This window comes from Novosphingobium mangrovisedimenti, assembly GCF_025153475.1.
Classification (GTDB): Bacteria; Pseudomonadota; Alphaproteobacteria; order Sphingomonadales; family Sphingomonadaceae; genus Novosphingobium; species Novosphingobium mangrovi_A.
Genome location: NZ_JANZXA010000055.1, coordinates 1 through 620, shown reverse-complemented (window position 1 = coordinate 620; position 620 = coordinate 1). Strand labels below are relative to the sequence as shown.

Below are 620 nucleotides of genomic sequence, written 5' to 3'. Positions count from 1 at the left end.
GCGCTGACCCTCGACAGCGGCGAAACCCTGACCGAAAATCCCGCGATCCTGCTTTACATCGCCGACCAGAAGCCGGAAGCCGGCCTGGCGCCGCGCGACGGCACCATGGACCGGTACCGCCTGCTCAGCCGGCTGAGCTTCCTGGGTTCGGAGTTCCACAAGGCCTTCGTGCCCCTGTTTACGCCCGGCACCAGCGATGAAGCCAAGGCAGCCGCTACGACCGCAGTCAAGCATCACTTGGCCGCGCTCGATAAGGATCTCGCGGGCAAAGAGCACTATGTGGGCGCCGATTTTAGCGTGGCCGACATCTATCTGTTCGTGATGCTGGGCTGGCCTGCCCATGTCGGGATCGACATGAGCGCGTATCCCGCACTGGGCGCCTATTGCGGTCGGATTGCGCAGCGGCCTGCGGTTGGGGCGGCCTTGCAGGCCGAAGGTATCATCTGATCGAAGAGCGCGGGGCGGCGGCGATTGCCGTCGCCCACATCGTTCTTCATTTGCAAATGCGTTTCAAATAGTGCAATGAATGAGGCAGTTGGCGACAGAGACGGCGATTCGGCGTCTAGGTCCAGCCGAATGCAAAATCATCGAGGCGGGAAAGGATCTGATGGCTACCATGG

The 620-nt window shown here is 61.8% G+C and carries 1 protein-coding gene; it reads left to right on the top strand.

All coding sequences use genetic code 11. The annotated features are described in order from the left end of the window. The coding region (locus tag NZK81_RS21430; protein WP_260047985.1) for a glutathione binding-like protein at positions 1 to 447 on the top strand (447 nt) is incomplete at its 5' end. Positions 448 to 620: the final 173 nt, after the last annotated feature.